This window comes from uncultured Alsobacter sp. (assembly GCF_945952055.1).
In the GTDB taxonomy this organism is placed as follows: Bacteria; Pseudomonadota; Alphaproteobacteria; order Rhizobiales; family Beijerinckiaceae; genus Alsobacter.
On the sequence record NZ_CAMFHB010000018.1, the window covers coordinates 1 to 26089 of the forward strand.

Annotated in this window: 22 protein-coding genes; 16 read left to right on the plus strand and 6 right to left on the minus strand. The window is 69.0% G+C overall.

What is annotated here, in order from left to right; genetic code table 11:
• The 4 genes from secD to Q0Q47_RS14750 form a co-directional block, all read left to right on the plus strand.
• On the plus strand, positions 1–1075 hold a 1075-nt coding region (secD, locus tag Q0Q47_RS14735), incomplete at its 5' end, for a protein translocase subunit SecD (protein ID WP_293861136.1).
• Between the two features lie 13 nt (positions 1076–1088).
• Positions 1089–2084, plus strand: coding sequence for a protein translocase subunit SecF (gene secF, locus Q0Q47_RS14740; RefSeq protein WP_293861139.1), 996 nt, complete (start codon positions 1089–1091; stop codon positions 2082–2084).
• On the plus strand, positions 2081–2467 hold the full coding sequence (locus tag Q0Q47_RS14745) for an MTH938/NDUFAF3 family protein (RefSeq protein ID WP_293861142.1): 387 nt from the start codon (positions 2081–2083) through the stop codon (positions 2465–2467). The genes secF and Q0Q47_RS14745 overlap by 4 nt, the downstream gene beginning before the upstream one ends.
• Before the next feature lie 18 nt (positions 2468–2485).
• A complete protein-coding gene (locus tag Q0Q47_RS14750; RefSeq protein ID WP_293861145.1) occupies positions 2486–3373 on the plus strand; it encodes a phytoene/squalene synthase family protein in 888 nt (295 codons plus the stop codon).
• A 27-nt stretch (positions 3374–3400) separates the two neighbouring features.
• Here Q0Q47_RS14750 and trmFO read toward each other — a convergent pair whose 3' ends face one another.
• From trmFO to uvrA, 3 genes are all read right to left on the minus strand, one after another.
• Complete coding sequence (gene trmFO, locus Q0Q47_RS14755; protein WP_293861148.1) at positions 3401–4813, minus strand: methylenetetrahydrofolate--tRNA-(uracil(54)-C(5))-methyltransferase (FADH(2)-oxidizing) TrmFO; 1413 nt, start codon at positions 4811–4813, stop codon at positions 3401–3403.
• Between the two features lie 225 nt (positions 4814–5038).
• Positions 5039–5197: a DUF1127 domain-containing protein gene (locus Q0Q47_RS14760; protein ID WP_293861150.1), complete on the minus strand. Its 159-nt coding sequence runs from the start codon at positions 5195–5197 to the stop codon at positions 5039–5041.
• Between the two features lie 361 nt (positions 5198–5558).
• Positions 5559–8489 carry an excinuclease ABC subunit UvrA gene (uvrA, locus tag Q0Q47_RS14765; RefSeq protein ID WP_293861152.1) on the minus strand — a complete coding sequence of 977 codons (2931 nt, stop codon included), beginning with the start codon at positions 8487–8489 and terminating at the stop codon, positions 5559–5561.
• Between the two features lie 264 nt (positions 8490–8753).
• Between uvrA and ssb the strand changes: the two genes are divergently transcribed.
• From ssb to Q0Q47_RS14780, 3 genes are all read left to right on the plus strand, one after another.
• Positions 8754–9287 carry a single-stranded DNA-binding protein gene (gene ssb, locus Q0Q47_RS14770; RefSeq protein ID WP_293861154.1) on the plus strand — a complete coding sequence of 178 codons (534 nt, stop codon included), beginning with the start codon at positions 8754–8756 and terminating at the stop codon, positions 9285–9287.
• Between the two features lie 656 nt (positions 9288–9943).
• A complete protein-coding gene (locus Q0Q47_RS14775) occupies positions 9944–10750 on the plus strand; it encodes a DUF2189 domain-containing protein (RefSeq protein WP_293861157.1) in 807 nt (268 codons plus the stop codon).
• Positions 10751–10803: 53 nt separating this feature from the next.
• A complete protein-coding gene (locus Q0Q47_RS14780; RefSeq protein ID WP_293861160.1) occupies positions 10804–11943 on the plus strand; it encodes a M20 family metallopeptidase in 1140 nt (379 codons plus the stop codon).
• A gap of 10 nt (positions 11944–11953) precedes the next feature.
• On the opposite strand, the gene Q0Q47_RS14785 is transcribed toward Q0Q47_RS14780, so the two are convergent.
• Positions 11954–12580 (minus strand): MarC family protein, encoded by a 627-nt coding sequence (locus Q0Q47_RS14785; protein ID WP_293861162.1) that lies wholly within the window; start codon positions 12578–12580, stop codon positions 11954–11956.
• Between the two features lie 122 nt (positions 12581–12702).
• On the opposite strand from Q0Q47_RS14785, the gene Q0Q47_RS14790 reads away from it, so the two are divergent.
• Both Q0Q47_RS14790 and gyrA read left to right on the plus strand, forming a co-directional pair.
• The gene (locus Q0Q47_RS14790) at positions 12703–13098 is read left to right on the plus strand and encodes a DUF2306 domain-containing protein (RefSeq protein WP_293861164.1); all 396 of its coding nucleotides are present in this window, start codon (positions 12703–12705) and stop codon (positions 13096–13098) included.
• Positions 13099–13237: 139 nt separating this feature from the next.
• Positions 13238–15994, plus strand: coding sequence for a DNA gyrase subunit A (gyrA, locus tag Q0Q47_RS14795; RefSeq protein WP_293861167.1), 2757 nt, complete (start codon positions 13238–13240; stop codon positions 15992–15994).
• 293 nt (positions 15995–16287) lie between these two features.
• On the opposite strand, the gene Q0Q47_RS14800 is transcribed toward gyrA, so the two are convergent.
• The gene (locus tag Q0Q47_RS14800) at positions 16288–18072 is read right to left on the minus strand and encodes a potassium/proton antiporter (protein ID WP_293861170.1); all 1785 of its coding nucleotides are present in this window, start codon (positions 18070–18072) and stop codon (positions 16288–16290) included.
• A gap of 97 nt (positions 18073–18169) precedes the next feature.
• On the opposite strand from Q0Q47_RS14800, the gene coaD reads away from it, so the two are divergent.
• The 5 genes from coaD to tgt all read left to right on the plus strand — a co-directional run bounded on the left by coaD (position 18170) and on the right by tgt (position 22493).
• Positions 18170–18682 (plus strand): pantetheine-phosphate adenylyltransferase, encoded by a 513-nt coding sequence (gene coaD, locus Q0Q47_RS14805; RefSeq protein ID WP_293861173.1) that lies wholly within the window; start codon positions 18170–18172, stop codon positions 18680–18682.
• 41 nt (positions 18683–18723) lie between these two features.
• On the plus strand, positions 18724–19281 hold the full coding sequence (locus Q0Q47_RS14810; RefSeq protein ID WP_293861176.1) for a peptidylprolyl isomerase: 558 nt from the start codon (positions 18724–18726) through the stop codon (positions 19279–19281).
• 35 nt (positions 19282–19316) lie between these two features.
• Entirely contained in the window at positions 19317–19790 is a 474-nt protein-coding gene (locus Q0Q47_RS14815; protein ID WP_293861179.1) for a peptidylprolyl isomerase, read from the plus strand.
• A gap of 445 nt (positions 19791–20235) precedes the next feature.
• Positions 20236–21345, plus strand: a complete 1110-nt coding sequence (gene queA, locus Q0Q47_RS14820; protein ID WP_293861182.1) for a tRNA preQ1(34) S-adenosylmethionine ribosyltransferase-isomerase QueA — start codon at positions 20236–20238, stop codon at positions 21343–21345.
• Positions 21342–22493: a tRNA guanosine(34) transglycosylase Tgt gene (gene tgt / locus Q0Q47_RS14825; protein WP_293861185.1), complete on the plus strand. Its 1152-nt coding sequence runs from the start codon at positions 21342–21344 to the stop codon at positions 22491–22493. Before queA ends, tgt begins: the two co-directional genes overlap by 4 nt.
• 210 nt (positions 22494–22703) lie before the next feature.
• Here the strand turns inward: tgt and Q0Q47_RS14830 are convergent, their stop codons facing one another.
• A complete protein-coding gene (locus Q0Q47_RS14830; RefSeq protein ID WP_293861188.1) occupies positions 22704–23258 on the minus strand; it encodes a DNA-3-methyladenine glycosylase in 555 nt (184 codons plus the stop codon).
• A 136-nt stretch (positions 23259–23394) separates the two neighbouring features.
• Between Q0Q47_RS14830 and Q0Q47_RS14835 the strand changes: the two genes are divergently transcribed.
• Positions 23395–25167 carry an ATP-binding protein gene (locus Q0Q47_RS14835; protein WP_293861191.1) on the plus strand — a complete coding sequence of 591 codons (1773 nt, stop codon included), beginning with the start codon at positions 23395–23397 and terminating at the stop codon, positions 25165–25167.
• Entirely contained in the window at positions 25167–26066 is a 900-nt protein-coding gene (locus Q0Q47_RS14840) for a response regulator (RefSeq protein WP_293861194.1), read from the plus strand. The genes Q0Q47_RS14835 and Q0Q47_RS14840 overlap by 1 nt, the downstream gene beginning before the upstream one ends.
• Positions 26067–26089 lie beyond the last annotated feature (23 nt).

Consider the following 26089-nt stretch of genomic DNA (forward strand, 5'->3'; position numbering starts at 1 on the left):
GCGCCGGCGCGTCGACGCGCTGGGCACGACCGAGCCGAACATCCAGCGCCAGGGCGCCGACCGCATTCTCGTGCAGGTCCCGGGTCTGCAGGATCCGCGCCGGCTGAAAGAGATCCTCGGCACTACGGCGCAGCTCGAGTTCCGGCTGGTTGCCGAGCCCGGCGCGGCGCCCGGCGACGTCGAGGTCCTGCCGTCCTCCGAGGAAGGCGGCGGCTCGATGCAGATCGAGCGGCGCGTGATCGTGCAGGGCGAGGACCTGATCGACGCGCAGCCGGCCTTCGACAGCCGGAGCGGCGAGCCGATCGTCAACTTCAAGTTCAACATCCGCGGCGCCCAGCGCTTCGGCCAGGTCACCACGGAGGCCGTGGGCCGCCCGCTGGCGATCGTTCTCGACAAGAAGGTGATCTCGGCGCCGCGCATCCAGACGCCGATCACCGGCGGGTCGGGCCAGATCTCCGGACGCTTCACGGTGGAGCAGGCCAACAACCTCGCCGTCCTGCTGCGCGCCGGCGCCTTGCCCGCGCCGCTGACAATCGTCGAGGAGCGCACGGTCGGCCCGGGTCTCGGCGCCGACTCCATCGAGGCCGGCAAGAAGGCGTCCTGGGTGGCGACCATTCTCGTCGTCGGCTTCATGTTCGTGAGCTACGGCACGTTCGGCTTCTTCGCCAACGTGGCGCTGGGCGTGCACGTGATCCTGATCTTTGCGCTGATGTCGCTGATCGGGTCCACGCTGACGCTTCCGGGCATCGCCGGCATCGTCCTGACGATCGGCACGGCCGTGGACTCCAACGTGCTGATCTACGAGCGCATCCGCGAGGAGGCGCGCCTCGGACGATCGATGATCTCGTCGCTGGAGGCGGGTTTCCAACGGGCCTTCGCGACCATCGTCGACTCCAACGTCACGATGTTCATCGCCGCCGCCATCCTGTTTTTCCTGGGCTCCGGCCCGGTCAAGGGCTTCGCCGTCACGCTGATCCTCGGCATCATCACGACCGTCGTCACCGCGGTGACCATGACGCGCATGATGATCGCGCTCTGGTATCGGTGGGCGAAGCCCGTGAAGTTGCCGTTCTGACGGGAGATCGACCATGAAGCTCCTGCGGATCATTCCCGACGACACCAAGTTCGGCTTCATGCGCTTCCGGCGCGTGAGCTTCCCCTTCTCGGCGCTGCTGTCCGTCCTGGCGGTCGTGTGCTTCTTCGGCGTGTCGATGAACTTCGGCATCGACTTCACCGGTGGCACGCTCATCGAGATGCAGTCGAAGACCGGCAAGGCCGACATCGCGGCCGTGCGCGAGGCGGCCACCGATCTCGCCGTGGGCGAGGTCGAGGTCCAGGAATTCGGCGAGAAGGGCGAGGTGTCCATTCGCTTCGGCCTGCAGCCCGGCAACTCGCAGCAGGAGCGCGAGCGCGCCCAGCAGCGGGCGCAGGAGCGGTTCAAGTCGACCTTCGAGAAGGACTACGAGTTCCGCCGCGTCGAGGTGGTGGGACCGCGCGTCTCCGGTGAGCTGGTGCAGTCCGGCACGCTCGGCGTCGTGCTCGCCGTCCTCGGCGTGCTCGTCTACCTGTGGTTCCGTTTCGAATGGCAGCTCGCCGTCGGCGCGGTCATCGCCACGCTCCACGACCTTGTGCTGACGATCGGCTTCTTCGCGATCACGCAGCTCGAGTTCAACATGACCTCGATCGCGGCCATCCTCACCATCGTCGGCTATTCGCTGAACGACACCGTGGTGGTGTTCGACCGCATCCGCGAACTGCTCCGCCGCTACAAGAAGATGCCGACGGACGAGCTTCTCGACCTCGCCATCAACACGACGCTGTCGCGCACCGTGATGACCTCCGTGACCACCATGCTCGCCCTGCTGGCGCTGGTGATCTATGGCGGCCAGGTGATCGCCAGCTTCTCCTACGCCATGATGTTCGGCGTGGTGATCGGTACCTACTCCTCGATCTTCATCGCGGCGCCGGTGCTCATCTACCTGGGCCTCAAGGTGGGCGCGGAGGAGAAGGCGGCCGAGCCGGCGGCTGCGGACGCCAAGCCCGCGCGGCGCCGGCCCGGAGCGTCGGAAAGCCCGGCGCAATGAGCGGCGGGGCCCGCTACCAGGGCTTCGTCCCGGGGCGGCACCTGATCGACGCCTACGGCAACGGCGGCTTCCGCTTCGCCGACATGTCGCATCGCGGGTCCATTCTCGCGCTGCCCTCCGGCGTGCATGCCTGGGCCGTGCAGGGCCCCGAGGACTTGACCCCGGAGGCCTTCGCTCCAGTTGTTGCGGAGGCCGGGACGATATCCGTCCTGCTGCTCGGCACCGGCGAGACGTTCGCGTTCGTTCCAGACGGCGTGAGGGCTCTTCTCCGGGAGGCCGGGATCAGCGTCGACGCGATGCAGACCGGCGCGGCGGCGCGGACCTACAACGTGATGGCTGCCGAAAACAGGCCCGTTGCGGCGGCGCTCATCGCCGTCGCCTGACGGAGCGGGAGAGCCGGAATGACGGAAGTCCTGACGACGGCGGACAAGACGTCCGGCGGACCGTCGACAGAAGACCATGTCTCTGCCTTTCTCCGCGAGCAGGACCGCGATCGCTGGTTGAGCACTCTGTTCGCGCCGGCGGCCGCCCGGCCCGCGCTGCAGGCGCTGTACGCGTTCAACGCCGAGATCGCGCGGGTGCGCGAGATCGTCTCCGATCCGCTTCCGGGTGAGATGCGCTACCAGTGGTGGCGGGATGTCCTGGCCGGCCACGGCAGGGGCGAGGTGTCGGCCCACCCCGTCGCCGCCGCCTTGCTGGACACGATCGCGCGCTATCGCCTCCCGCTCAGCGCCTTCGAGCATCTCATCGAGGCCCGGACCTTCGATCTCTATGACGATCCGATGCCTTCGCTCGGCGACCTGGAGGGGTATTGCGGGGAGACGTCGTCGGCGCTGGTCCGCCTCGCGAGCCTGGTGCTCGCCGACGGCCGCGATCCGGGCGGCGCCGATTCGGCCGGGCATGCCGGCGTCGCCTATGCCATGACGGGCCTGCTGCGGGCTCTGCCCTGGCACGCCTCGCAGGGGCTGGTGATGCTGCCGTCCGACCGCATGACGGCGCACGGGGTGAGCCGGGACGACGTGCTGAGAGGCCGCGATTCGCAGGGGCTGCGGGATCTGCTCGCGGAGATGCGCGGCATCGTGCGGCGCCACCTGGCACAGACCCGCGCCCGCATCGGCGAGGTGTCGCCCGCCATTGCGCCGGCGTTCCTGCCGGTCGCCCTGGTCGAGCCCTATCTCGCCCGGATGGAGCGGCCCGACTACGCGCCGTTCCAGACGGCGGTCGACCTGCCCGGGTGGCGCAAGGTCGGGCGCCTGTGGCTCGCCGGCTGGCGCGCGCGGATCCCGTGATCCCGGCGCGCGCCGCGCCCGCCGGGATCACTCGGCGGCGATGCGCGCCGCGCCGGAGATCCAGGTCTCCATGTCCACCTTGGCGCGGGCGGTGAGCGCCCTCTTGCGCGCGATCGCCTTCTCGGTTCCGCGCAGGCGCTTGCCGTCCGGAGACTTCGGGGCGTGGTCGAGCGGCGGGAACAGGCCGAAATTCACGTTCATCGGCTGGAAGGACGGCGGCCCCTCGTCGATGGTCGGGATGTGGCCGCCGGTGATGTGGTTGAGCAGGGCGCCCATGGCCGTGGTCGCCGGCGGCGCCTGCAGGGCGCGCCCGGTGCGCTCCGCCGCGGCGAAGAGGCCGGCGAGCAGCCCCATCGCGGCGCTCTCCACATAGCCTTCGCAGCCGGTGATCTGGCCAGCGAACCGCAGCCGCGGCTCGGCCTTCAGCCGAAGCATCGGATCGAGGACCCGCGGCGAGTCGAGGTAGGTGTTGCGGTGCAGGCCGCCCAGGCGCGCGAACTCGGCGTTTTCCAGGCCGGGTATGGTGCGGAACAGGCGCACCTGCTCGCCGTGCTTCAGCTTCGTCTGGAAGCCCACCATGTTGTAGAGCGTGCCCAACGCATTGTCTTGGCGCAGCTGGACGATGCCGTAGGGCTTCACGGTCGGGTTGTGCGGATTGGTGAGGCCCACGGGCTTCATCGGGCCGTGGCGCAGCGTCTCGGGTCCGCGCTCGGCCATGATCTCGATCGGCAGGCAGCCGTTGAAGTAGGGCGTATTGGCTTCCCATTCCTTGAACGAGGTCTTCTCGCCGGCCACCAGCCCCGCGACGAAGGCCTCGTACTGCTCGCGGTCGAGAGGGCAGTTGATGTAGTCGGCGCCGGTGCCGCCCGGGCCGGTCTTGTCGTACCGGGACTGGAACCAGGCCACGCCCATGTCGATCGAGTCGCGATGGACGATGGGGGCGATGGCGTCGAAGAAGGCCAGCGACGTCTCGCCGCTGCGCTCGCGGATGGCGTCGGCGAGGGCGGGAGAGGTGAGGGGGCCGGTGGCCACGATCACGCAGTCCCACTCGGGCGGCGGCAGGCCGGCGACCTCCTCGCGACGAATGGTGACGAGCGGATGGGCCTCGAGGGCGGCCGACACGGCGGCGGCGAACCCGTCACGGTCCACGGCCAGCGCTCCACCGGCCGGCACCTGGTGCCGGTCGCCGCACGACATGATCAGCGAATCGAGGCGCCGGAGCTCGTGGTGGAGCAGCCCGACGGCATTCGTGTCCGAGTCGTCGGAGCGGAACGAGTTGGAGCAGACGAGCTCGGCGAGGAGGGTCGTCTTGTGGGCGTCGGTGCCACGCACCGGCCGCATCTCGTGGAGGACCACGGGCACGCCGGCCTTGGCGACCTGCCAGGCGGCCTCCGAACCGGCGAGACCACCGCCGACGATATGAATGGGGTTCTGCGTCATGGCGCGGACCCTAATTCATTTTCGGCCGGGAGGCACGAGTGGGGCGAAGGGTCAGTAGCGGGTGGCGAATAGCGAATGGCGAACAGGGGCTCGCGGGATCGCCCTACTCGCCATTCGCCATGCGCTGCTCGCAGAGCAAAAAAAACGCCCGCCGCGAGGGGTGCGGCGGGCGCAGGCGTCGTCAGGCCGAGGGAGGGGATACGGCCTTCAGACGAAACGGGGCAATCAGCCGCGGGCGTGCTTCTTCGCGATGAAGCGAATGTCGCCGCGGGCGATGCCGAGATCGCTGAGGTCACGGTCGGAGAGCTGGGAGAGCTCACGGACGGTGGTGCGGTAACGGTTCCAGGTGCGCAGGCGCTTGGCGAGCTTGTCGACGGTCAGCATGGTGGTGCTCCAACTTTGTGTGCAGTGCGGTAAGGGTCAGGGAGGTCAGTGATTTTCCGGTTCGGAAGAACGCCGGCCTCAGTGATTTGTTGCACTGCATATACGCCCCGGGTCCGGGGGCTGCCAGAAGCGGGACAACAGCTCTGTCCTTTTGATTTTGCATGGCTGATTGCCAAAACGTTAATCGCCTTGCATGGCCCGCATGGCGCTCGTGTGGCTTTAAGCTCTGAATTTGCAGCGATTTTCGTGACAAATGCCCGTCATGAACCGGCTAGCGAGCCACGAAAAAGGGGCCCTCGCGGGCCCCTCGAAGCGGTCGTTGCACTTGAAACCATTGGCAAATCCGCACTTGTGCGGATGCTCACTCCGCCGCCTGGGAGCGCGGTTTAAGGGGTCTGCGGGCTAAAACCTCCTTGAGGAAGCGGCCCGTGTGGCTGGCGTCCACCTTGACGATGTCCTCCGGCCTGCCCTGCGCCACGATCGTACCTCCCCCGTCGCCGCCCTCGGGACCGAGGTCCAGCACCCAATCGGCCGTCTTCACGACCTCCAGGTTGTGCTCGATGACGACGACCGTGTTGCCCTGCTCGACGAGCTCGTGCAGCACCTCGAGCAGCTTGGCGACGTCGTGGAAGTGCAGGCCGGTGGTGGGCTCGTCGAGGATGTAGAGGGTGCGGCCGGTCGAGCGGCGCGACAGCTCCTTCGAGAGCTTCACGCGCTGGGCCTCGCCGCCCGACAGCGTGGTCGCCTGCTGGCCCACCTTGACGTAGTCGAGGCCGACGCGGGCCAGGGTCTCCATCTTCTCGCGGATGGCCGGCACCGCCTTGAACAGCTCGCCGGCCTCCTCGACGGTCATGTCGAGGACGTCGGCGATGGAGCGCTCGCGGTACTTCACCTCAAGCGTCTCGCGGTCGTAGCGCTTGCCCTTGCACACGTCGCAGGTGACGTAGACGTCCGGCAGGAAGTGCATCTCGATCTTGATGACGCCGTCGCCCTGGCAGGCCTCGCAGCGGCCGCCCTTGACGTTGAACGAGAAGCGACCGGGCTGGTAGCCGCGCGCCTTCGCCTCGGGCAGGCCGGCGAACCATTCGCGGATCGGCGTGAAGGCGCCGGTATAGGTCGCCGGGTTCGAGCGCGGCGTGCGCCCGATCGGCGACTGGTCGATGTCGATCACCTTGTCGAGGTGCTCGAGGCCCTCGATCGAGTCGAAGGGCGCCGGATGCTCGAGGGCGCCGTTCAGCCGGCGGGCGACCGCCTTGTACAGCGTGTCGATGACGAGCGTGGACTTGCCGCCGCCCGAGACGCCGGTGACGCAGGTGAAGGTTCCGAGCGGGATCTCCGCCGTGACGTTCTTCAGGTTGTTGCCGCGCGCTCCCTTGATGCGCAGCATCCGCCCCTTCTGCGCCTTGCGGCGCTTGGCCGGCACGGGCACCGCGAGCTCGCCCTTGAGATAGCGGCCGGTCAGCGACTTCTTGTCGGCGATGACCTGCTGCGGCGTTCCGTGCGACACGATCTTGCCGCCGTGGATGCCCGCGCCGGGGCCCACGTCGACGACGTAGTCGGCCTGCAGGATCGCGTCCTCGTCGTGCTCGACGACGATGACGCTGTTGCCCAGGTCGCGCAGGCGCTTCAGCGTCTGCAGCAGGCGCTCGTTGTCGCGCTGGTGGAGGCCGATGGAGGGCTCGTCCAGCACGTAGAGCACGCCCGTGAGGCCCGAGCCGATCTGCGAGGCGAGACGTATGCGCTGGCTCTCGCCGCCCGACAGGGTGCCGGACGAGCGCGACAGGGTCAGGTAGTCGAGGCCCACGTCGAGCAGGAAGGACAGCCGCTCGCGGATCTCCTTCAGGATGCGGCCGGCGATCTCGTTCTGCTTGGAGTCGAGCCGCTCGGGCAGTTCGCCGAACCAGCGATGCGCATCGCGGACGGAGAGGCGGGAGACCGTGCCGACGTGCTCGCTGCCGATCTTCACGGCGAGCGCCTCGGGCTTCAGGCGGAAGCCCTGGCAGGCGGCGCAGGGCGTCTCGGACATGAAGCGGCCGATTTCCTCGCGGGCCCAGTCGCTGTCCGTCTCCTTCCAGCGGCGCTCGAGGTTGCGGACCACGCCCTCGAACGGCTTGTTGACCTCGTAGGCGCGCAGCCCGTCATCATAGGCGAAGCGGACCTTCTCCTCCCCGGTGCCGTAGAGGATGACGTCCTTGGCCTTCTGCGGCAGATCTGCCCACTTCACCGTGAGCTTGAAGCCGAAGTGCTGGCCGAGCGCCGCCAGCGTCTGGCCGTAGTAGGGCGAGGTGGAGCGGGCCCACGGCGCCACGGCGCCGCCGCGCAGCGTGACGGTCTCGTCCGGCACCACCAGCATCGGGTCGATGGCCATCTCGTGGCCCAGGCCGTCGCAGGTGGGACAGGCTCCGAAAGGGTTGTTGAACGAGAAGAGCCGGGGCTCGACCTCCGGGATCGTGAAGCCGGAAACCGGGCAGGCGAACTTCTGCGAGAAGATGATGCGGCGCGGCTCGCCCTTCTCGGCCTTCTCGTCGGCGAACTCGACCACGGCGATGCCGTCGGCCAGTTCCAGCGCCGTCTCGAAGCTCTCCGCCAGGCGGGAGGCGAGGTCGGCCTTGACCACGATGCGGTCGACCACGACGTCGATGTCGTGCTTGAGCTTCTTGTCGAGGGTAGGGGCCTCGGCGATGTCGTGGAAGGCGCCGTCGATCTTGACGCGCTGGAAGCCGCGCTTCTGGTAGTCGGCGAGCTCCTTGCGGTACTCGCCCTTGCGCCCGCGCACGACCGGGGCCAGCAAATAGAGCCGCGTCTTCTCCGGCAGGGCCAGGACGCGGTCCACCATCTGCGACACGGTCTGGCTCTCGATGGGCAGGCCCGTGGCGGGGGAATAGGGAATGCCGACACGCGCCCAGAGCAGGCGCATGTAGTCGTAGATCTCGGTCACCGTGCCCACGGTGGAGCGCGGGTTCTTCGACGTGGTCTTCTGCTCGATGGAGATGGCCGGCGACAGGCCGTCGATCTGGTCGACGTCCGGCTTCTGCATCATCTCGAGGAACTGGCGGGCGTAGGCCGAGAGGCTCTCGACGTAGCGGCGCTGGCCCTCGGCGTAGATGGTGTCGAAGGCGAGCGACGACTTGCCCGAGCCCGAGAGCCCCGTGAACACGACGAGCTGGTCGCGCGGGATCGTCAGGTCGACGTTCTTCAGGTTGTGCTCGCGCGCGCCACGAATGGCGATGACTCGCGTGTCGCGCGGACCGGCCCCGCGGGCGCGGTCGAAAATGTCGTCGATGCCTGCCATTGGCGGCCCCCGGCGTAGCTGGCGCCGCTGCCGCCGGAGGACCGGCGGGAGTGGCGGATGGCGTGTTGTCCCGATCTCCCGCCATTACCTAGTGCACCAGGGAACGGTGCAACAGGGCAAAGCGTCACTTGCCGGTGTATCGTGCGCCTGATAAGAACACAACAGGAACATTCAGTGCGGGCCGTGTGGATAACCGGCCCTTCGCGCCCCTGACAGGACGTCGATGGGGTAAGGTCGCCGCCACATCTGAGCGAGGAGAGTGCCATGGCGGGCAGCGTCAACAAGGTCATTCTGGTGGGCAATCTGGGGCGTGACCCCGAGGTGCGCCGCCTCAACAACGGCGAGCCGGTCGTGAACTTCAGCGTCGCGACCTCCGAGACGTGGCGCGACAAGGCCAGCGGCGAGCGCAAGGAGCGCACCGAGTGGCACAACGTCGTGATCTTCAACGAGAATCTCGCCCGGATCGCCGAGCAGTACCTGAAGAAGGGCTCCAAGGTGTATCTGGAGGGCCAGCTCCAGTCGCGCAAGTACACCGACAAGACAGGCGCCGAGCGCACCGCCACGGAAGTGGTGCTGCAGCGCTTCCGCGGCGAGCTCACGCTGCTCGACGGTCGCGGCCAGGGCGGCGACATGGGTGACGACGGCGGCTACGGCGGCGGGCAGTCCTTCGGCGGCGGCGGCGGCGGTGGCCGCGGAGGCGACTTCGGACGCTCCTCGCCCATGGAGCGCCGTCCCGCTCCCGCCGGTGGTGGCGGCGGACGCCCTGCGCCGGACCTCGACGACGACATCCCGTTCTGAGCGACGGACCGAGAGGTTTTGACGACTCCTCGAAGATGGGCCTCAGCTCGTTTTCGACCGCGCGCCCACCTTCCAGCCGTCCTGCCCGGGCTTGGCCCTTGGGGATGCACACAAGTGATTGTGGACGGCTGAGCGCTCTTTCCCTCCCCTGTAGGGGAGGGTGGATCGCGCGAAGCGCGAGACGGGCGGGGGCGGTGCGGCAGGACCTGGCGCGGCGACAGGGCCGGCCCCGGCATATCCGCCTCATTCTTTGCAGCTGTCCCCACCCGTCAGCCGCTTTGCGGCTGCCACCCTCCCCTGCAGGGGAGGGAGAGCGCCCTTCCTTCGGGTTCGAGTGAGATGTGTGAATCCCGAAGGGCTTGGCCCGGGCATCCACGGCTTGCCGGGGCCGTCCTGAAGTCGTGGATGGCCGGGCCAAGCCCGGCCAAGACGCGGAGAGAGGGTGGCAAGCCGACGGCCTGATGGCCCGCAGGACCGTCGCGACATGCTGACGGGTGGATCCCCCCGACAGCGTTGGGACGCCGAACCGTTCCGTCGTTCGCGCCGCCCTTGCTTCGGGCGGCACCTATGGCATCCTTTTCGGGCGCGCAACATGGCGCGCCGGCCTTCCCCCGAGGCCAGCCAGAGCCTCGACTTGGAAACGCCAGGGGATCCCGATGAGCGACAGCAGCGGCGCCGTGCCTGCGGGAGAGGATGCCGTTCGGCGTCCCGAGCCCGTCATCCGCACCATCTCCCGTCACGACGTGGTCGAGGCCCTGGCCGCCGGCCTGCGCGATTTCCAGGCCGCGCCGCTCTACGGGCTCTTCTTCGGCGGCATCTACGCGCTGGGCGGCATCGTCGTCGTCCTGTCGGCCGCGTCCTGGGGGATGGCCTACCTGGCCTATCCGCTGGCGGCGGGCTTCGCCCTGGTCGGCCCGTTCGTGGCCGTTGGGCTCTACGAGGTCTCGCGGCGCAGGGAGGCCGGCGAGCCGCTCAGCTGGGGCGCCGTGCTCGGCGCCGTCACCGCGCAGGGCAAGCGCGAACTCGGCTGGATGGCCTTCGTCACGGTCTTCCTGTTCATCCTGTGGATGTACCAGGTGCGCCTGCTGCTCGCCCTGTTCTTCGGCTTCCAGCCGATCACCTCGGCGAGCTTCCTCGATCAGCTCTTCGGCACGCCCGAGGGCTGGCTGTTCCTGGCCATCGGCCATGCCGACGGCGCCATCCTCTCGCTGGTCCTGTTCTCGTTGACGGTCGTGTCCTTCCCGCTCCTGATGGAGCGGGACGTGGACTTCATCACGGCCATGATCACGAGCGTCCGCTCCGTGGCGAGGAACCCCGTGCCCATGATCGGCTGGGCCGTCGTCGTGGTGGTCCTGCTGATCCTGGCGATCGCGCCCGCCTTCCTGGGCCTCTTCGTGGTGCTGCCGGTGCTGGGCCACACCACCTGGCATCTTTATCGCCGCCTCGTCGCCCCTCAGGCGTGACCGCGCCGGCGCGCCGGCCTACCCTTGCCGCCTGGAATCGCGAGGGTGGGCCGATGGCGCTGTTCGACGAAGACGAGATGGTGGCCGCGATCGGCCGCTGGGCGGAAATCGAGAGCCCGACGCACGATCGAGACGCCGTGAACCGCATGATGGACGCCGTCGCCCGCGAGGCGGCCGCGGCCTCGATCGGGGTCGAGCGCATCCCGGGCCGCGACGGGCTGGGCGATTGCGTGCTGCTGCGGGCCGGGAAGGGGCAAGGACCCCGTGCCGGGACGGGGGCGGGCATCCTGCTGCTCTCCCATCTCGACACGGTGCATCCGGTCGGGACGCTGTCGCAGCACCTGCCGGTTCGGCGCGAAGGCGACCGGCTCTTCGGGCCGGGCGTCTGCGACATGAAGGGCGGCGCCTACCTCGCCTTCGCGGCCTTCCGGGCGGTGGCCGCGGCGGGGACCGCGCGCGGTCCGATGACCTTCCTCTTCACGTCGGACGAGGAGATCGGCTCTCCCACGACGCGGGCGCTGATCGAGGATCTCGCCCGCGAGGCGACCCACGTGCTGGTGACGGAGCCGGGGCGCGACGGCAACAAGTGCGTCACCGGCCGCAAGGGCGTCGGCCGCTTCGACGTGCATGTCGAGGGCCGGCCCGCCCACTCGGGAGCCCGCCACCAGGACGGCCGCAGCGCCATCAAGGAGGCGGCGCGCCAGATCCTGGCGGTGGAGGGCCTGACGGACTACGGGCGGGGCGTGACGACCACCGTGGGGCTCGTCAGCGGCGGCACGGCCGCCAACGTCATTCCCCAGCATGCGCGCTTTTCGGTCGACCTGCGGGTGGCGACGGCCGGCGACGGGGAGGAGTATGCCGCCCGCATCCTCGGGCTGGCGCCGCACGATCCCGACGTGCACGTGACGGTGACCGGCGGCATGAACCGGCCGCCCTACGAGAAGTCGGCCGACGGCGAGGCGCTGTACCAGACGGCACGGGGCCTGGCCGCCGCGATCGGCTTCGAGCTGGGCGAAGTGCCGCTCACGGGCGGCGGCAGCGACGCCAACTTCACGGCGCCGCTGGGCGTGCCGACGCTCGACGGCCTGGGCATCGACGGGGAGGGCGCCCACACGCTGCAGGAATGCGGCTTCGTCTCCTCCATCGTGCCGCGGGCGCGGCTGATGGAAGGGCTGCTGACGACCCTGGGCTGAGAGGGGCGCTTCACCCTGCGATGATGGCCTTCACGCCGTCGGCCACGAACTGCACGGCCAGCGCCGCGAGGATGACGCCGAGAAGGCGGGTGAGGACCACATTGCCCGTCACCCCCAGCCATTTCGAGATGCGGCCGGCGGCCAGGAAGGTCAACAGGCAGCTCAGGGACACGAAGGCAATCACGGCGAGCAGCACGCCGAGCTTCAGGACGTCGCCCTGGGCACGGCCGGCGAGCAGGATGGTGGCCGTGATGGCGCCCGGGCCGGCCATCAGCGGGATGGCGAGCGGGAAGGCCGCGACGTTGCGGATGTGGTCGAGGGTGATGGCCTGCTCGGCGTGCTCGGTCTTGCGGTCGTTGCGCCGCGCGAAGACCATCTCGAAGGCGATCCAGAACAGCAGCAGCCCGCCGGCGATGCGGAAGGCGGGCAGGGTGATCCCGAGCGCCGTGAGGAGCTGGGCTCCGATCAGGCCCGAGGCGCCCATGATGCAGGCGGCGATGATCGTGGCGCGGATCGCCACCTGGCGCCGGTGCACGGCGTCCATGCCGGGCGTGATGCCCAGAAAGATCGGCGCAAGGCCGGGCGGGTCGACCGTGACGAGCAGCGTGACCAGGGCCGAGGTCAGGTAGTCGAGCATGATCGTGTGCCGGCGCGGGCGGGGGACCGACGGGACGGCGGCCGCTCGCCTTGATCCCGGTTGGATCCTCCTATAGAAAACGCGAATGTGAATCCAATAAACATTGGACCGGACGGACCCTCATGACGCTCGCCCCGCTGCTCGCCGCCACCCCGGTGATCCAGGCCCACGCCTACGCGGCCCTGCTCGCCGCCGGCCTGTCGCTGCACCAGTTCTTCGCCAGGCCGGGGACGCTCACGCACAAGGCGCTCGGCTATGTGTGGGTGGCCGCGATGGCGACGGCCGCCGCAAGCTCGTTCTTCATCCACAGCATCCGGTCGGTGGGTCCGTTCAGCGCGATCCACCTCCTGTCGATCTTCGTCCTCGTCAATCTGACCCGCGCCGTCCTCGCGGCGCGGGCCGGGCAGATCACACGGCACCGCAAGACCATGAGAGGCCTGGCGCTTTTCGGGCTGCTCGTGGCGGGGCTGTTCACGCTGCTGCCGGGACGGATCATGCACGCCGTCGTGTTCGGCTGAGGCGGCGCCGTTCCCCTACGATGCGCTAACTCACTGATTTCGATAGGGAAAAAAGCCGTCCACAGGGCGTCGTAAGGGTGGCTTTCGCAGGCGGAATCGTATAGGAAGACGCCAGCAAAACGCTGCATGGACAAGACACTTGGCCAATGAAGACGACAAGGCCCCCGCCGGCGGCGGCGAGGGCCAGGACATCCGCCCTGTCTCGATCACCGACGAGATGAAGCGGAGCTATCTCGATTACGCGATGAGCGTGATCGTGAGCCGAGCGCTGCCCGACGTGCGCGACGGCCTCAAGCCCGTGCACCGCCGCATCATGTTCTCGATGAACGAGAACGGCTATTTCCCGGACCGGCCCTACCGCAAGTCCGCCCGCGTCGTCGGCGACGTGATCGGTAAGTACCATCCGCACGGCGACCAATCGATCTACGACGCGCTGGTGCGCATGGCGCAGGACTTCTCCATGCGCCTGCCGCTGGTCGACGGCCAGGGCAATTTCGGCTCGGTCGACGGCGATCCCGCGGCGGCCATGCGTTACACCGAGGTGCGCCTCGCCAAGCCGGCGATGGCGCTGCTCGAGGACCTCGACAAGGACACGGTCGACTTCCAGCCGAACTACGACGGCTCGGAGAAGGAGCCGACGGTCCTGCCGGCGCGCTATCCGAACCTGCTCGTCAATGGGGCAGGCGGCATCGCCGTCGGCATGGCGACCAACGTGCCGCCGCACAATCTCGGCGAGGTCATCGACGCCTGCATCGCCTACATCGCCGATCCGGCGGTCACGATCGAAGACCTCATGGCCCATGTTCCGGGCCCGGACTTCCCGACCGGCGGCTCGATCCTGGGCAAGGGCGGGATCCGCAACGCCTACAACACGGGGCGCGGCTCGATCATCATGCGGGCCAAGACGAGCGTCGAGACGATCCGCAAGGATCGCGAGGCGATCATCGTCACGGAGATCCCGTACCAGATCAACAAGTCGACGCTGATCGAGAAGATCGCCGAGCTGGTCCGCGAGAAGAAGCTCGAGGGCATCTCGGACCTGCGCGACGAGTCCGACCGCGACGGCATGCGCATCGTCATCGAGATCAAGCGCGATGCGATGGCGGACGTGGTGCTGAACCAGCTGTGGCGCTACACCGCGCTGCAGACGAGCTTCGGCGCCAACATGGTGGCGCTGAACGGCGGCCGCCCCGAGACGCTCAACCTCAAGGACTTCGTCCGCGCCTTCGTGGAGTTCCGCGAGGAGGTGGTGAGCCGGCGCACGCGCTTCCTGCTCGGCAAGGCCCGCGACCGGGCTCATACCCTGGTGGGTCTGGCGATCGCGGTGGCCAACATCGACGAGGTCATCCACACCATCCGCACCGCGCCGGACCCCAACACCGCCCGTGAACTGCTGATGGCGCGCGACTGGCCGGCCAAGGACGTGGCGCCGCTGATCGCGCTGATCGACGATCCGCTGCACCGGGTGAGCGACGACGACACCTACCGCCTCTCCGAGGCGCAGGCCCGCGCCATCCTCGACCTGCGTCTGCAGCGCCTCACCGCGCTTGGCCGTGACGAAATCGCCGACGAACTCAACAAGCTCGCCGTCGAGATCGCCGACTACCTCGACATCCTGCGCTCGCGCGTGCGCATCCTGGGCATCGTCCAGACCGAGCTCTCCGAGATCAAGGCGTCCTACGCGACGCCGCGCAAGACGATCATCACGGAATGGGACTCCGACGTCGACGACGAGGATCTCATCCAGCGCGAGGACATGGTCGTCACGGTCTCGCACGCCGGCTACATCAAGCGCGTGCCGCTCTCCACCTATCGCGCCCAGCGGCGCGGCGGGAAGGGGCGCTCGGGCATGCAGACGCGCGACGAGGATTTCGTGGCGCGGCTGTTCGTGGCCTCCACGCACACGCCGGTGCTGTTCTTCTCGTCGCACGGCCAGGTCTACAAGGAGAAGGTGTGGCGCCTGCCGCTCGCGGCGCCGCAGGCCCGCGGCAAGGCGCTCATCAATATGCTGCCGCTGGAAGGCGGCGAGCGCATCACCACCATCATGCCGCTGCCGGAGAACGAGGCCGACTGGGAGACGCTCGACGTCATGTTCGCGACGGCGAGCGGCGGCGTCCGGCGCAACAAGCTCAGCGACTTCGTCAACGTCAACAAGGCCGGCAAGATCGCGATGAAGCTGGACGAGGGCGATTCCATCGTCGACGTCCAGATCTGCACGGCCGACGACGACGTCCTGCTCACCACGGCCCAGGGCCAGTGCATCCGCTTCTGCGTGGATGACGTGCGCGTGTTCAAGGGCCGCGACTCGACCGGCGTGCGGGGCATCTCGCTGGCGAGGGCCGACACCGTCATCTCGCTCGCCATCCTGCGTCACGTCGATGCGACGGCCGAGGAACGCGCCGCCTATCTGCGCATGCGGCGGGCCGTGCAGGGCGAGGGCCAGGAGGAGAACGGCGCCGCGCCGGAGGTGGAGGAGGGGGCCGAGGAGGTCGCCGCCGACGCTTCGCTCACGCAGGAGCGCTATGCCGATCTCAGCGCGCGGGAACAGGTCGTCCTCACCCTCTCGCAGAACGGCTTCGGCAAGCGCACCTCGGCCTACGAGATCCGCGTCACCGGCCGCGGCGGCAAGGGCATCGTCGCCATGGCGGTCAACGACCGCAACGGCCCGCTCGTCGCCTCCTTCCCGGTGGAGGACAGTGACCAGATCATGCTCGTCACGGACGGCGGCCAGCTCATCCGCTGCCCTGTCGCCGGCATTCGCGTCGCCGGCCGCGGCACGCAGGGCGTGATCGTGTTCAAGACCGACAAGGACGAGAAGGTCGTGTCGGTCGAGCGCATCAGCGACGACGGCGAGGACGAAGGCGAAGTGGGCGAGGAGCCGGTCGCGACCGAGTGAGCGTGGTCAGCACTGGCGAGGTGGTGCCTCCGTTGACACTCCTTCTCGCTAACTCCTCAGAGCTCGTGAATCTCTCGGCAGTCTCGTTTGCATCTCCCTCTCCGCCGTCTTGCCCGGGCTTGGCCCGGGCATCCACGACTTTGCCGGGGCCAGGCGTCAGTCGTGGGTGGCCGGGCCAAGCCCGGCCATGACGCGGAGGGGGGGGGTGCTCGCTGGACAACCGAAAGGTTCACAAGCTCTGAGCAGCCCGCGGAGCGGGCGTGTCGAAGGACGCAGGATGGCCCCGCCGCGTCCTACCGTCCCAGTCGCGCCTTGATCCGGTCGCGCGCCCCTCGCCAGCCTTTGGCCGGCGGGGCGTCCTCCTCCTCCGGTGTCGCCTCGAGCAGGAGGCCGGCCAGCTTCACCCGGTCGTCGCGGACGTCGTGGGCGATGAGCATGGCCTGGCCGAAATCGATCCGGTCGCCCTCCTGGGGTGCGCCGTCGAGGCGTTCGGCGAAGAGCTCGGCGATGGTCTGCGGGCGCTCCTCGGCGTCGATGGAGAGGCCGTAGAGGTCGGCGACGGCGCCGGCGGGCAGGCCCGCGTCGAAGGGAAACTCGGGCAGCGGCGCCTGCTCGCTGCGCGAGCCGTCGACGGCGAAGAAGCGGTCCAGGCGGGCGAGGCGCTGGGTGGGGGCGAGGAAGTAGCCGTAGTCGCCGGGCTTCAGCAGGCCGGCCTCCGCCGGGTTCAGGATGGTGCCGCCCCGGATCACCATGACCGGCTTCACCCAGCTCGGCAGCGCCCGGTGGCGGGTGGCGGGGCTCGGATCGACCAGCGGATAGCCCACGAGCTCGGCGTCGAGCTGGCCGGGCAGGTCGATGTCGATGCGCTGGACCTCGGGCGCGGGGTCGCGCAGCGCCACGCCGGTCCGCCGGGCGGCCATGCCGATGGTCCAGCCCTGCACCACCAGCGAGACCACCACGACCACGAAGGCGACGTTGAAATAGACCTCCGCCTGCGGGAGCCGCGCGAGCGTCGGGATGGTGGCCAGGAAGATCGACACGCCGCCGCGCAGGCCCACCCAGGCGATGAACGCCATCTCCCGGCGCGAGAAGCGGAACGGGGAGAGGCAGGCGAAGACCGCCACGGGGCGGCCGATCAGCATCAGGAACAGGGCGATCGCGATCGCGGGCGCGAGCAGCGGCCAGATCTTCGACGGCGTGACGAGGAGGCCCAACAGCGTGAACAGGATGATCTGGCACAGCCACGTGGCCGTGTCGTGGAAGGCGATGATCGACCCGTAGGCGCGCACGGGGCGATTGCCGACGATCAGTCCCGCGACATAGGCCGCCATGAAGCCGCTGCCGTCGAGCGTCTGGGCAACGGCGAAGGTGACCACCGCCGCGGTCACGACGAAGGCGGGATGCAGGCCGGTGGGTAGGGTGATGCGGTTCAGCACCCAGACCAGGCCGAAGCCGCCCAGGATCCCGGCCGTGACGCCGATCGCGATGGTTTCCACGACCGAGAGGCCGATGTGCCACCAGGATTCGCTCGTCGTCCCGAGCGCGATCTGCACGAGCACAACCGTGAGGATGACGGCGAAGGGATCGTTCGTGCCCGATTCGACCTCCAGCGTGGCCCCGACCTTGCGGCGCAGCTGCAGACCGCCGGTGCGCAGCAGGAAGAACACGACGGCCGCGTCGGTCGACGCCACGATGGCACCGATCAGCAGGCTCGGCACGAGCGGCAGCTTGAGGAGCCACATCGCCGCGAGGCCGGTGAGCACGGTGGTGACGACCACGCCCACCGACGCCAGGATGCCGGCCGGGCCCAGCACCGTCCGCACCGTGGCGGTGCGGGTGCGCAGGCCGCCGTCGAACAGGATGATCGCCAGCGCGGCCGAGCCCGCCAGGTAGGTCAGCTCGTAGTCGCTGAAGGGGAACCCGCCCGGGCCGTCCTCGCCGGCCAGGATGCCGATGCCGAGGAACACCAGGAGGATGGGCACGCCGAAGCGCGACGCCGCCAGGCTCGACAGGATGCCGATCAGCATCAGGGCGGAGCCGAACAGCAGGCTGAGATGGGCGTGGGCGAGTTCGATCATCCGCACACTATCCGGGGCGGGATCGCGCAGTTCAACGCCTGCTTTGTCTCAAGGCTCGGCTTGCCCGCAACAGGCCCAGACTGTAAGCGTCTTGCCCATGTCGGCACCCTCTCGCCCGCGCACCGGCCTTTATGCAGGCTCGTTCGATCCCGTCACCAACGGGCATCTGGACGTCATTCGCCAGGCCTGTGCCCTGTTCGACCGGATCGTGGTCGCGATCGGGATCCATCCCGGCAAGGCGCCCCTGTTCCCGGTGGAGGACCGCAGCGCAATGATCCTGGCCGCGAGCCGGGACTTCCCGGCGCCGGTGGAGGTCACGACCTTCGGCGGCCTCGCGGTCGACGCCGCGCGGTCGATCGGGGCGGGAGCCCTGATCCGGGGCCTGCGCGACGGGACCGACCTCGACTACGAGATGCAGATGGCCGGGATGAACGCCACCATGGCGCCCGACGTCCAGACCGTGTTTCTGCCGGCCTCGATCCCGGTGCGCCCGATTACGGCCACGCTGGTACGCCAGATCGCGGCCATGGGCGGAGACGTCTCCGCCTTCGTTCCGCCCGAGGTCGCGCGGCGGTTGAAAGACCGTTTCGCGCAGTCGGCCAAGGGCTGAGCTGGACAGACTGACCGGACCTTTGTGATCCAGGAGGCATCATGCTGCGACTTCTCGCGCTCGTCGGCGCGCTCTTTGCGGGACTTTCCCTCGCCCACGCCCAGACGGCATCCCAGCCGCTCGATCCGCAGAACACGCTCGTGATGACGCTGAAGGACGGCAAGGTCGTCATCAAGCTTCGTCCCGACCTCGCGCCCAAGCACGTCGAGCAGATCAAGACGCTCGTGAAGCGCGGCTTCTACGACAACCTGGTGTTCCATCGGGTGATCGAGGGCTTCATGGCCCAGACCGGCGACCCGAAGGGCAACGGCACGGGCGGGTCTGACCTTCCCGACATCCAGGCCGAATTCAATCCGCAGCCGTTCCAGCGCGGGACCCTCGGCATGGCGCGGGCGCAGAGCCCGAACTCGGCCAATTCGCAGTTCTTCATCTGCTTCGACGACGCGAGCTTCCTGAACGGCAAGTACACGGTCTTCGGCCAGGTCGTGCAGGGCATGGACGTCGTCGACAAGATCAAGAAGGGCGACAGCAACGCCAACGGCGCGGTGCGCAGCCCCGACAAGATCATCTCGCTGCGGCTGCTCGCCGACGCGAAGTGAGGCCCACGGCCTTTTTGGCATTCACCTGAAGGAACATGACCTTGAGCGCAGAAGACAACGACATCCTCACGCTGGAGACGACCAAGGGTCCGGTCGTCATCAAGTTGCGTCCCGACCTGGCCCCCGGCCACGTGGCGCACATCAAGCGCCTCGTCGAGGAGAAGTTCTACGACGGCGTGGTCTTCCACCGCGTCATCGACGGCTTCATGGCCCAGGGCGGCGACCCGACAGGCACCGGCATGGGCGGCTCGAAGTACCCGGACCTGAAGGCGGAGTTCAACGCCGAGCCGCACGTGCGCGGCATCTGCTCCATGGCCCGCTCGCAGAACCCGAACTCGGCCAACAGCCAGTTCTTCATCTGCTTCGACGATGCCCGCTTCCTCGACCGGCAGTACACCGTGTGGGGCCAGGTGATCGAGGGCATGGAGAACGTCGACAAGTTCAAGCGCGGCGAGCCCGTGCGCGAACCCGACAAGATCGTCACGGCGCGCCTCGGCCGCGCCGGCTGACCCCAGCGCGTCACCAATACGACAAGGGCCGGCACCGCGAGGGGCCGGCCCTTTCGTTTTCAGGGGAGTGCCGGCCGTCCTGCTGAAATGAACGGCCGGCGAAATGGCTTCTCGAAAACGATTTTTCTAAATACGTTCGATCGAACGGTTGTAAGATGGATAGTGTCCACACGAACCGCAAGCGCATTGTCGATAAAGACGAGACTTATTTGATTGGAATTGGTGTATTTCTATTTCTAGTTGTACTTTCTTCTGTGTGCGCGTTCCATTAAGTAATCTCAGGTTGTGGCCTGACTTGCTCCATTCCGGGACCCCGGCACGCTTGTCATGGCGGACGGGGCTTCTCCACCGAACCGGGCGGCCCGTGCCCCGGGCTTGCCACCCGGCCACCTCCGTCGCTAGAGACTGCGCCTTCCGGCCTGCGGGCCGCGTGTCGGGATGGCCCATGCGCGTCGATCTTTTCGATTTCGATCTGCCGGAGGCGTGCATCGCCCTTCGTCCGGCGGATCCGCGCGACAGTGCCCGGCTGCTCGAGGTGGAGCCTGGTCGGGCGCCGCGCGACCACGTGGTGCGCGACCTGCCCTCGCTCCTGCGGCGCGGCGACGTGCTGGTCGTCAACGACACCCGCGTCATCCCCGCCCGCCTCGACGGCTACCGGGAGCGCGAGGGATCACGCGTGAAGGTGCAGGCCCTCCTGCACCAGCGCGAGGGGGATGCGACCTGGCGCGCCTTCGCGCGCCCCGGCAAGAAGCTGTCCGAAGGCGACCGCCTCCGCTTCGGCGGGGCCGTCGAGAACGACGCCTGCCTGTTCTCGGCGCTCGAGGCGACGATCGTGGAGAAGGGGGAGGGCGGCGAGATCGTCCTGCGGTTCGATCTCTCCGGCCCGGCGCTCGACGATGCGATCCTGACCCTCGGGCACATGCCGCTGCCGCCCTACATCGCCGGCAAGCGTCCTGAGGACGAGCGCGACCGGCAGGACTACCAGACGCTGTTCGCCACGAAGTCCGGCGCCGTGGCGGCGCCGACCGCCGGCCTGCACTTCACGCCGGACCTGACGAGCCGCCTCGGGGCCGCCGGCATCGGGATCGCCAGGGTCACGCTGCACGTGGGCGCGGGGACGTTCCTGCCGGTGAAAGCGGACGACACGCGCGACCACAGGATGCACGCCGAGTGGGGCGAGGTGGACGGCGCGACGGCGGCGCGGCTCAACGCCGCCCGGGCCGCGGGCGGGCGCATCGTGTGCGTCGGCACGACCTCCCTGCGGCTCCTGGAATCGGCCACGGACGAGCAGGGCGTGGTCCAGCCGTGGTCGGGCTCGACGGCGATCTTCATCACGCCGGGCCACCGCTTTCGCTCGGCCGACCTGCTGATGACCAACTTCCATCTGCCGCGCTCGACGTTGTTCATGCTCGTCAGCGCCTTCAGCGGCCTGGCGACCATGCGGGCCGCCTACGCGCATGCCATAGCGACGGGCTACCGCTTCTACTCGTACGGCGATGCGAGCCTGCTGCACCGCGCGCCGCCGGAAACGATCGACCAGGAGTTCATCCCATGACCGGCACCGCCAAGGTCGAGTCCTTCGGTTTCACGCTCGCGGCGACCGACAAGCGGGCCCGCACGGGCGAGGTCCGGATGCCCCGCGGCGTCATCCGCACGCCCGCCTTCATGCCGGTGGGCACCGCGGGCACGGTGAAGGCCATGTATGCCGACCAGGTGAAGGCGCTGGGCGCCGACGTGGTGCTGGGCAACACCTATCATCTCATGCTGCGCCCGGGGGCCGAGCGCGTCGCCAGGCTCGGCGGCCTGCACCAGTTCATGAACTGGCCCTATCCGATCCTCACGGATTCCGGCGGCTTCCAGGTGATGTCGCTCGCCCAGCTGCGCAAGATCGACGAGAGCGGCGTCACGTTCCAGTCGCACATCGACGGCTCGGCGCACATGCTCTCGCCCGAGCGCTCCATCGAGATCCAGGGCCTGCTCGGATCCGACATCCAGATGCAGCTCGACGAATGCGTGAAGCTGCCGTGCAGCGACGCCGAGGCGGAGCGGGCGATGGAGCTGTCGCTGCGCTGGGCGGAGCGGTGCAAGGTGGCCTTCGGCGAGCAGCCGGGCCGCGCCATGTTCGGCATCGTGCAGGGTGGCGCCTCGCCGCCGCTGCGCGAACGCAGCGCCAAGGCCCTGGCGGCGATGGACCTGAAGGGCTACGCGATCGGCGGCCTCGCCGTCGGCGAACCCCAGGACGTCATGCTGGCGATGATCGACGTGGTCGAGCCGCTGATGCCGGTCGACAAGCCGCGCTACCTCATGGGCGTGGGCACGCCGGACGACATCGTGGAATCCGTGCGGCGGGGCGTCGACATGTTCGACTGCGTCATGCCCACGCGCGCCGGCCGACACGGCCTCGCCTACACGCGCTTCGGCAAGATCAACCTGCGCAACGCGCGCCACGCCGAAGACCCCCGGCCGCTCGACCCGCAATCGAACTGCCCGGCGGCGCGCGACTACAGCCGGGCCTACCTGCACCACCTCGTGAAGGCGGGCGAGATCCTCGGCATGATGCTGCTCACCTGGGTCAACCTGGCCTACTATCAGGACCTCATGGCGGGTCTTCGCAAGGCGATCGCCGAAGGACGCTTCGACGACCACGTGGCCGACCTGAAGCGTGGCTGGGCCGAGGGCGACGGAGCCGCGGAGGAGGGGTGAGGCCCGGAGCGCCGTCTCACTGTCCTTGCGACCAGCGCAAACTCTCCGAACGTCCTGCCCGGGCCCGGCCCGGGCATCCACGACTTTGCCGGGGCCGTGCGCAAGTCGTGGGTGGCCGGGCCAGGCCCGGCCATGACGGTTGAGGGAGTGCGGCCAACTGGACGCGGCCCTGCCATTGCTGCGCTGCGCCCGTGGCAGGACCGCGCCGTCTCAGGCGCGCAGGGGCCGGCTCAGATAGGGTGATCCGGAAAGGCCGAACCGCCAGGGGAGGTCGCGGGCCTGAGAGATGCCGATTCGCGGCCCGGCCGCGACCGGGCCGGGCGGCGTCACCGCGGTGAGCGCGACCCGGTCGGTGCCGATCGGCTGGCCGTCCCAGGTGCCGTCGATGCCGAGCGCCTGGCAGAGCCGGCCGGGGCCGGCGCACAGCTGCGTCTCGCGGTCCAGGCCGCGCCGTCCGGCCATCGCGGCGAGCCCGTGGGTCGGACGCAGCGCGCGCAGGAGCACGGCTTCGCCCGCGCCCGGGGCGCCGCAGACCACGTTCAGGCACCAGTGGATGCCGTAGCTGCGATAGACGTAGAGCCGCCCCGGAGGGCCGAACATCGCGGCGTTGCGCCGGGTCGGCCCCCGGAAGCTGTGCGACGCGGGGTCGTCGCGCCGATAGGCTTCCGTCTCGACGATCTCGCCGCCCACGCCGTCGACGAGCAGCAGGGCACCGATCAGCGAACGGGCGAGCGAAGGAGCGTCGATGGTGAAGTCGAGTTGCATGTGGCGAAGCTGCTTGCGCTCGTATTGCGGTGTCTTTTCACACGCGTGAATGTAACCAACGCGTGTACATGGGCCGAAGTGGCGTTAAGGTCCATCCAGTGCCGGGAAACATGGCAGCGCGCGTCGGGACAGGGAAGTGCAACAGGACGTAGACAATCAGGACGGCAACGCCGATCTCCTGACGCTCGTCGATGACGAGGCCCGGACCCTCGTCGAGGGCGCGCCTCGCCGCGACCGCATCAAGATCGCGGTGGTGGACGACGACACCTTCGTGCACGAGGGGACCCGCTTCGCGCTGGGCAGCTACACGCTGAACGGACGGTCGCTGGAAATCCTGTCGGCCTTTTCGGCCGCCGAGGCGAAGGTGTTGCTGCGCCGGCATCCCGACATCGCCGTCATCCTCCTCGACGTGGTGATGGAGACGGACCGGGCCGGGCTCGATCTGGTCGGGACGATCCGCGAGGAGTTCGGCAACGAGACGGTCCGGATTATCCTGCGCACGGGGCAGCCCGGGCAGGCCCCCGAGCGCGACGTCGTGGTCCGCTACGACATCAACGACTACAAGGCCAAGACCGAGCTCACGGCCGACAAGCTGTTCACGGCGCTCACGGCGGCCATCCGCAGCCACGACCAGCTCATGCGCATCTCGGAGGCGCGTCGCAAGCTGGAGGCCATGCTCGCCTTCACCGGAAGCCTGTTCGGCCAGCGCTCGCTGCACAGGCTCGCCGAGGAGGTGCTGGACGGCGTCGCCATGCTCACGGGCGCCGGCGGCGACGGGCTGGTCGTCATCGCCGGGCCGGGCGGGGAGGAACGCGTCTTGGCCGGCCGGGGCAGCTATTCCGGCGCGCCGCGCGCCCTGGTGAGGGCGGATGTCGGCGAGCCGGTGGCCACGCTGGTGACCACGGCTCTCGAGGGTCCCGGCGTGGTTTCGCGCCGGCCCTTCGCCGTGGGTCTTCGCACGGAAGGCGGACGGCGCATCGCCGTGGTCGCCACCGTTCCCGACGATGGCGGCGTGCTCGACGACATGCTGCTCAAGCTGTTCTGCGACCGCGTGGCCGCCGCCTTCGACACCCTGCTGCTGCAGGACGACCTGCGCCAGGCAAACGAGCGGCTGGAGCAGCGCGTGGCCCAGCGCACGGCCGAGCTGATGGCGGCCAACCGCCGGCTCGAGACCCAGTGGGCGCGGGCCCGCAGCACGGCCGCCTTCCAGAACGAGCTTCTCGGCATCGTCGCGCACGACCTCAAGAACCCGCTCGCGGTGATCATGGGGCGCACCGAGATCCTGCAGGAGATCGTCGCGCAGGCGCCCGTGGCCGAGAGCGCCCGCAACCAGATCGACCGGATCCGCGAGTCGGCCCGCCGCCTCACCGGCATGGTGGACGGCCTCATCAAGGACGCGATGGGCGATACGCTGGAGCTGCCGATCCGCCGCGAGGACACCGACCTCGTGGCGCTCGTGCGCGAGGCGATCGAGGCCAACAAGCCGCTCGCCGATCGCAAGGGGCAGACGATCGCCTTCAGTGCGCCGGCCGGGATCGCGGTGCCCTGCGATCACGAGCGCATGCGCGAGGCCGTCGACAACCTCGTCAGCAACGCCGTGAAGTACAGCCGCCAGGGCGGCGGCATTGCGGTCGACGTGCGCGTGCAGGGCAACGAGGTCCTGATCACGGTGACCGACAGCGGCCCCGGCCTGCTGCCGGAGGACTTCCCGCGGCTGTTCGGGCGTTTCCAGAGGCTGTCGGCGCGCCCGACGGGCGGGGAAAACTCGACCGGGCTGGGGCTGTTCATCGCCAAGCGCATCGTCGACCTGCACGGCGGCCGGCTGGACGTGGTCTCTCCCGCACCGGGAGGCGGCTGCGCCTTCATCATCGCGATCGGACTTCCGGCCGGCAGGGAGGCCGCCGCCTGATGGCCCAGCAGCAGCACGTCGTGGTGGTCGACGACGAGCAGGAAGCCCGTGAGATGATCGCCGACTACCTCAGCATCCACGGCTTCCGGGTGAGCCTGTGCGACGGCGGCGGCAGCCTGCGCCAGCTCATGGGACGCGATCCGCCCGATCTCGTGATCCTCGACCTCAACATGCCGGAGGAGGATGGGCTCTCGCTCATCCGCTACCTCAAGCAGGTCAGCGGCGTGCCGGTGATCATGCTCACGGCGACCGCCAGCGCCATCGATCGCGTGGTGGGGCTGGAACTGGGCGCCGACGACTACCTGGCCAAACCCTGCGAGCTGCGCGAGCTGCTCGCCCGGGTGCGGTCCGTGCTGCGCCGGCTCCGCTGGGTCCGCCCCAGCCAGGCGGAGCGGCGTCTCGCCGCCATCGTGTCCTTCGACATCGTGGGCTTCAGCCGCATGATCCAGGACGACGAGCCGGGCACGCTGGCCGCCATCGACCGGGTGCTGGCCGAGGCGGTGACGCCCAGCATCGCCCGGTGGAACGGCGTGCTGTTCAAGATGCTGGGCGACGGCGCGCTGGTGGAGTTCCAGAGCGCGGTCGACGCCGTGGAGTGGGCGGTCGCGTTCCAGCGCACCATGGGCGAAGCCGCCGCGGCCCTGAGGTTCCGGGTCGGCATCGCCGTGGGCGACATCGTCATCAGCAACAGCGACCGGCTCGGCGAAGGCGTGGCGCTCGCCGTGCGCGTGCAGGAACTGGCGACGCCGGGCGGCATCGCGCTGTCCGACTACACGCACCAGTTCGTGCGCGGAAAGACCGAGGCCCATTTCGACGACGGCGGTCTTCACCCTCTCAAGAACATCGCCGAGCCCATGCGCGTCTGGCACTGGAGCACCGAGGCCACCGGGGAGCGTTGACGGTCGAGCCTCCAGCCCGTCGC

Coding starts and splice junctions, on each gene's coding strand:
- secF (WP_293861139.1), top strand. CDS start 1,089: ATGAAGCTCCTGCGGATCATTCCCGACGACACCAAGTTCGGCTTCATG.
- Q0Q47_RS14745 (WP_293861142.1), top strand. CDS start 2,081: ATGAGCGGCGGGGCCCGCTACCAGGGCTTCGTCCCGGGGCGGCACCTG.
- Q0Q47_RS14750 (WP_293861145.1), top strand. CDS start 2,486: ATGACGGAAGTCCTGACGACGGCGGACAAGACGTCCGGCGGACCGTCG.
- trmFO (WP_293861148.1), bottom strand. CDS start 4,813: ATGACGCAGAACCCCATTCATATCGTCGGCGGTGGTCTCGCCGGTTCG.
- Q0Q47_RS14760 (WP_293861150.1), bottom strand. CDS start 5,197: ATGCTGACCGTCGACAAGCTCGCCAAGCGCCTGCGCACCTGGAACCGT.
- uvrA (WP_293861152.1), bottom strand. CDS start 8,489: ATGGCAGGCATCGACGACATTTTCGACCGCGCCCGCGGGGCCGGTCCG.
- ssb (WP_293861154.1), top strand. CDS start 8,754: ATGGCGGGCAGCGTCAACAAGGTCATTCTGGTGGGCAATCTGGGGCGT.
- Q0Q47_RS14775 (WP_293861157.1), top strand. CDS start 9,944: ATGAGCGACAGCAGCGGCGCCGTGCCTGCGGGAGAGGATGCCGTTCGG.
- Q0Q47_RS14780 (WP_293861160.1), top strand. CDS start 10,804: ATGGCGCTGTTCGACGAAGACGAGATGGTGGCCGCGATCGGCCGCTGG.
- Q0Q47_RS14785 (WP_293861162.1), bottom strand. CDS start 12,580: ATGCTCGACTACCTGACCTCGGCCCTGGTCACGCTGCTCGTCACGGTC.
- Q0Q47_RS14790 (WP_293861164.1), top strand. CDS start 12,703: ATGACGCTCGCCCCGCTGCTCGCCGCCACCCCGGTGATCCAGGCCCAC.
- Q0Q47_RS14800 (WP_293861170.1), bottom strand. CDS start 18,072: ATGATCGAACTCGCCCACGCCCATCTCAGCCTGCTGTTCGGCTCCGCC.
- coaD (WP_293861173.1), top strand. CDS start 18,170: ATGTCGGCACCCTCTCGCCCGCGCACCGGCCTTTATGCAGGCTCGTTC.
- Q0Q47_RS14810 (WP_293861176.1), top strand. CDS start 18,724: ATGCTGCGACTTCTCGCGCTCGTCGGCGCGCTCTTTGCGGGACTTTCC.
- Q0Q47_RS14815 (WP_293861179.1), top strand. CDS start 19,317: ATGACCTTGAGCGCAGAAGACAACGACATCCTCACGCTGGAGACGACC.
- queA (WP_293861182.1), top strand. CDS start 20,236: ATGCGCGTCGATCTTTTCGATTTCGATCTGCCGGAGGCGTGCATCGCC.
- tgt (WP_293861185.1), top strand. CDS start 21,342: ATGACCGGCACCGCCAAGGTCGAGTCCTTCGGTTTCACGCTCGCGGCG.
- Q0Q47_RS14830 (WP_293861188.1), bottom strand. CDS start 23,258: ATGCAACTCGACTTCACCATCGACGCTCCTTCGCTCGCCCGTTCGCTG.
- Q0Q47_RS14840 (WP_293861194.1), top strand. CDS start 25,167: ATGGCCCAGCAGCAGCACGTCGTGGTGGTCGACGACGAGCAGGAAGCC.